Consider the following 4,567-nt stretch of genomic DNA (forward strand, 5'->3'; position numbering starts at 1 on the left):
TCGAGGCCGCGGGCGCGTGGTCGGCGAGCGAGCCGCGACGTCGGCGTCGCGGGGGTCGCGACGTACGACGAGGTCGGCGTCGAGCGCCCGGGGCGCGGTGGTCGCTCCCGTGACGACCCGCCAGCCCGTCGGAGTGCGCTCGATCCGTCGCACGAGCGTGCCGGTCTCGATCCGGCCGCCCGCGGCCTGCACCGACGCGGCGAGGGCGTCGGCGAGCCCGCCGATGCCACCGGACAGTCCCATGACCCGGGGTCGCGGCGTGGCGCTCGGGGGTGGCAGCAGCCCGTCGACGGCCTCGGTCATCGTGCGACCGCCGGCCATCGCCGACCACAGGACCGGCATCGTGGCGCGCAGCGACAGCCGGTCGACGCGGCCGGCGTAGACCCCGCCGAGCAGCGGCTCGACGATGCGGTCGACGACCGCCCGGCCGTGGACCGCGGCGACCGCCTCGGCGACGGTGACGTCGTCACGGTCGAGAGCGAAGGGGGCCGGCTGCGCGGCGCGAGCGACCTCCCCTTCGTCGAGGAGACCGGAGGCGTCGGTCTCGTGGCCGGGCACCCCCATGAAGGTGCGACCGGGCACCGCGTGCCGGCGCCCGCGGGACCAGATGGAGGCCGGCACCGGCTCGGGGTGGACGAGGCGGTCGGTCAGACCCAGCCCGGTGACGAGGTCCCGGGCGGCGGCGCTGCTGGCCACGACCGACTCCGCGCCGACGTCGACGAGACGCCGCCGACCTGCTCGCGGCGCACCTTGCCGCCGGGGCGGTCACCGCCGTCGACGACGGTGAGGTCGAGGTCGGGGCGTGACCGCAGGAGGTGGTGGGCGGTGGCCAGGCCGGCCAGCCCACCACCGATGACGACGACCCGCGGACCCATGGCCCCACTCTCCCACCGCGCTTCGAGCCCCGCGGACGGGGGTGGGAACCGATCGGGGGTCCGCTCCCGTCAGACCCACGACACCGCGGCGGGACCGACCCGCCGCACGACGCAGGGGGTACGACGATGGGCACCACGGCAGGCACGGCACGGTGGACGACGGCACGGTGGGCGGCGCTCGTCGCGGCCGGCGGGCTGGCGCTCGCCGGGTGCGGAGGCGGCGGCGGTGACGAGTCGGTGAGCAGCCGACCGATGAGCCAGGACGAAAGGGGGCGGCGCCGCCTCGTCCGCGACCTCGGCGGCGGACCAGGAGTCGGGCAGCTCCGACAGCGCCGCCGGCTCCGGGTCGGGCGACTCGGGCTCGTCGAAGCGGGCGGGCAACACGACGCAGGTCGCGAGCGGGACGCACGTCGCCCGCACGGCGAGCCTGTCGATCACCGTCGACGACGTCGAGAAGTCGACCGCCAAGGTCCGCTCCACGGCCGCCCGGGTCGACGGCTACGTCTCGAGCGAGGACTCGCGGGCCGACGACGGGCACCGCGGCGACTGGGCCGAGATCACCGTCACCGTCCCCGTCGACGACCTCGACGCGACGATGACCCGTCTCGCGGACATCGGCGAGGTGACCCACCGCTCGAGCGAGGCCGAGGACCTCACCGCGCAGTACACCGACACCGAGGCGCGGGTGCGCACGATGACGAAGTCGGTCGAGCGCCTGCGCAAGCTCATCGACTCGGCCGAGGGCCTCGACCAGGTCGTGACGCTCGAGAGCGAGCTGAGCCGACGCGAGGCGGACCTCGAGGCGATGACGAGCCAGCAGAAGTCGCTCGAGAAGCGCACGACGACGGCACCGATCACGGTGAGCCTGTCGACGCAGGACGCACCCGCCGACGAGCCCGAGGAGGAGCGCACCGGATTCCTCGCCGGGCTCAGCTCCGGGTGGTCGGCCTTCACCGGAGCCCTCACCGTCGGCCTGACGGTGCTGGGTGCGGTGACCCCCTTCGCCGTCGTGGGCCTGGTCGTCGGCTGGCCGATCGCGCGGTGGGCCCGGCGCCGGCGGACCTCTCGTCCGGTCGCCACGCCGACGGCCCCGACCGCGGAGGCCTGAGCCCCGCGGGCTCAGCGGGCGCTGACCTCGTGGACCAGCTCGACGACGCGGGTGAGGACCACGGGGTCGGTGTCGGGCAGCACGCCGTGGCCGAGGTTGAAGATGTGGCCGGGCGCGGCGCGACCCTCGTCGAGGATGCGGCGGACCTCGCGCTCGACGACCTCCCAGGGCGCGAAGAGCAGTGCCGGGTCGAGGTTGCCCTGCACCGGCTGGTTGCCGCCCACGCGCTCGATGGCCTCGGCGAGGTTGACCCGGTAGTCCACCCCGATGACCTCGGTGCCGGCCGCGGCCATGTCCGGCAGCAGCTCACCGGTCCCGACGCCGAAGTGGATGCGCGGCACGCCCGCGTCGGCGAGCGCCGCCAGGGTGGCCTCGGTGTGCGGGAGGACGTAGCGGCGGTAGTCGGCCTTCGAGAGGAAGCCGGCCCACGAGTCGAAGAGCTGGATCGCGCTGGCCCCCGCCTCGACCTGGACCTTGAGGAAGGCCGCGGAGATCTGCGACAGCCGGGCGCACAGGTCGTGCCACAGCTGCGGGTCGCCGTGCATGAGCGACTTCGTCAGCTCGTGGTTGCGGCTCGGCCCGCCCTCGATGAGGTAGGAGGCGAGGGTGAAGGGGGCGCCGGCGAAGCCGATGAGCGGCGTCGCGCCGAGCTCGAGGACGATCCGGCGGACCGACTCGGTGATGTCGGGGACCATGTCCGGGGTCAGCTCGGGGAGGCGGTCGAGGTCCTCGCGGGAGGCGAAGGGGAGGTCCAGCACCGGCCCGACACCCGGCTCGATGTCGATGTCGACCCCCGCAGCGGCGAGCGGCACGACGATGTCGGAGAAGAAGATCGCCGCGTCGACCCGGTGCCGGCGCACCGGCTGCAGGGTGATCTCGGTGACGAGGTCGGGTGTGCGGCAGGCCTCGAGCATGTCGGTGCCGCGGCGCACCTCGCGGTACTCGGGCAGCGACCGGCCGGCCTGCCGCATGAACCACACGGGGGTGTGGGGCACGGACTCTCCGCGGGCCGCGCGGACGAGGGGGCTGTCGGAGGGCGAGGCGTGGGTGGTCACGGGGCGCATCCTCCCATGCCCGCCCGGCGTGCCCTCCCGCCGACGGGGCCTCTCGCGACCTAGGCTCGACAGGTGGCCACCCGAGAGACCTCCGAGGCGCAGTCGCCGGACTTCGCCCATGCGCTGCGGAGCCTGCACGAGACCCGGCTGCGCCCCGAGGTGCGCCTGACCGAGGTGCCCGCGCCGACCCGTCTGGCCCCCCACGCCGTCGCGATGACCGCCGACATCGTCGACTCCGCCGACGGCGAGGACCTCGCGACCGGACGCTTCGTCCTGCTGCACGACCCGAGCGAGCCCGAGCCGTGGGGCGGCGCCTGGCGCATCGTCACCTTCGCCCGCGCCGAGCTCGAGCCCGAGGTCGCGCGACCCGATGCTCGGAGCCGTCGGCTGGTCGTGGCTCACCGACGCCCTCGAGGAGCACGGCATCGAGGCCGCCAACCTCGCCGGCACGGTGACGCACGTCGTCTCCGAGTCCTTCGCCGACCTCGAGGACCGAGAGCCCGACGTCGAGATGGAGATCCGCGCCTCGTGGAGCCCCGCCGACTCCACCGTCGGCCCCCACCTGCTGGCCTGGGCCGACATGCTGGGCACGGTCGGCGGTCTGCCGCCGCTGCCCTCTGGTGTCGTGGCCCTGCCGGGGCGTCGCCGGTGACGCCGCAGGACACCGGGGCCCCGCCCGAGCCCGAGAGCACTCCCGAGGCGGCCGCCCCGCCCGGCGACGAGACTCCCGACTCGACGCCCCGAGCCGGCTTCCCTGCCGGTCCTCACCGAGCCCCGCCGAGGGCATCCCGCCGGTCATCACCCTCGAGTCCGAGCTCGACGCCTGCGCCCAGGCGATCGGCAGCGGTGTCGGGGCCGTGGCCCTCGACGCCGAGCGCGCCTCCGGCTACCGCTACGGGCAGAGCGCCTATCTCGTCCAGGTCCGCCGCGAGGGCTCGGGCACCTGGCTCATCGACCCGGTGACCCTGCCCGACCTCACCCCGCTCGACCGGGCCATCGGCACCGGCGAGTGGATCCTGCACGCCGCAACCCAGGACCTGCCCTGCCTGCGCGAGCTCGGTCTGGCGCCCCGGCAGATCTTCGACACCGAGCTCGCGGCCAGACTGCTCGGCCTGCCCCGCGTCGGCCTCGCCGCGGTCATCGAGCACTACCTCGGCATCAGCCTGGCCAAGGAGCATTCGGCCGTCGACTGGTCGACCCGGCCGCTGCCCGAGCCGTGGCTGCGCTACGCCGCCCTCGACGTCGAGGTGCTCACCGAGGTGCGCAACCTCATGGGCGCCGACCTCGCCGCGCAGGGCAAGAGCGAGTGGGCACGGCAGGAGTTCGAGGCGCTGCTCAGCTGGCGGCCGGCGGTCAAGGAGGACCCGTGGCGTCGGACCTCGGGCCTGCACAAGATCCGCCAGCCGCGGGTCCTCGCGACGGTGCGCGAGCTCTGGTACGAGCGCGACCGCATCGCCCGCGACCGCGACACCTCCCCCGGCCGGGTCATCCCCGACACCGCCCTCGTCGACATCGCCCCTGGCCGACCC

At 74.9% G+C, this 4,567-nt stretch carries 4 protein-coding genes and 2 pseudogenes; 3 read left to right on the plus strand and 3 right to left on the minus strand.

From position 1 onward, the window contains the following. Both AC2W7J_RS16000 and AC2W7J_RS16005 read right to left on the minus strand, forming a co-directional pair. Positions 1-875, minus strand: a pseudogene (locus AC2W7J_RS16000) (protoporphyrinogen/coproporphyrinogen oxidase); the annotation flags it as partial. Positions 876-944: 69 nt separating this feature from the next. Then, on the minus strand, positions 945-1,343 hold the full coding sequence (locus AC2W7J_RS16005) for a hypothetical protein (RefSeq protein WP_485983618.1): 399 nt from the start codon (positions 1,341-1,343) through the stop codon (positions 945-947). Here AC2W7J_RS16005 and AC2W7J_RS16010 point away from each other — a divergent pair. Then, positions 1,309-1,983 (plus strand): DUF4349 domain-containing protein, encoded by a 675-nt coding sequence (locus tag AC2W7J_RS16010; protein WP_485983622.1) that lies wholly within the window; start codon positions 1,309-1,311, stop codon positions 1,981-1,983. The two genes, AC2W7J_RS16005 and AC2W7J_RS16010, sit on opposite strands and share 35 nt — an antisense overlap. Positions 1,984-1,994: 11 nt before the next feature. Here the strand turns inward: AC2W7J_RS16010 and hemE are convergent, their stop codons facing one another. Then, positions 1,995-3,047 carry a uroporphyrinogen decarboxylase gene (gene hemE, locus AC2W7J_RS16015; RefSeq protein WP_421008520.1) on the minus strand — a complete coding sequence of 351 codons (1,053 nt, stop codon included), beginning with the start codon at positions 3,045-3,047 and terminating at the stop codon, positions 1,995-1,997. Between the two features lie 63 nt (positions 3,048-3,110). On the opposite strand from hemE, the pseudogene AC2W7J_RS16020 reads away from it, so the two are divergent. Both AC2W7J_RS16020 and AC2W7J_RS16025 read left to right on the plus strand, forming a co-directional pair. Continuing rightward, positions 3,111-3,690 (plus strand): annotated as a pseudogene (locus AC2W7J_RS16020) (DUF3000 domain-containing protein). A gap of 205 nt (positions 3,691-3,895) precedes the next feature. Then, on the plus strand, positions 3,896-4,567 hold a 672-nt coding region (locus tag AC2W7J_RS16025; protein WP_485983620.1), incomplete at its 3' end, for a ribonuclease D.

The organism is Janibacter sp. CFPM2_SD2, from assembly GCF_057364645.1.

Bases quoted from the DNA above. Each gene is read 5' to 3' on its own strand.
- hemE (WP_421008520.1), bottom strand. From the start codon at position 3,047: ATGCGCCCCGTGACCACCCACGCCTCGCCCTCCGACAGCCCCCTCGTC.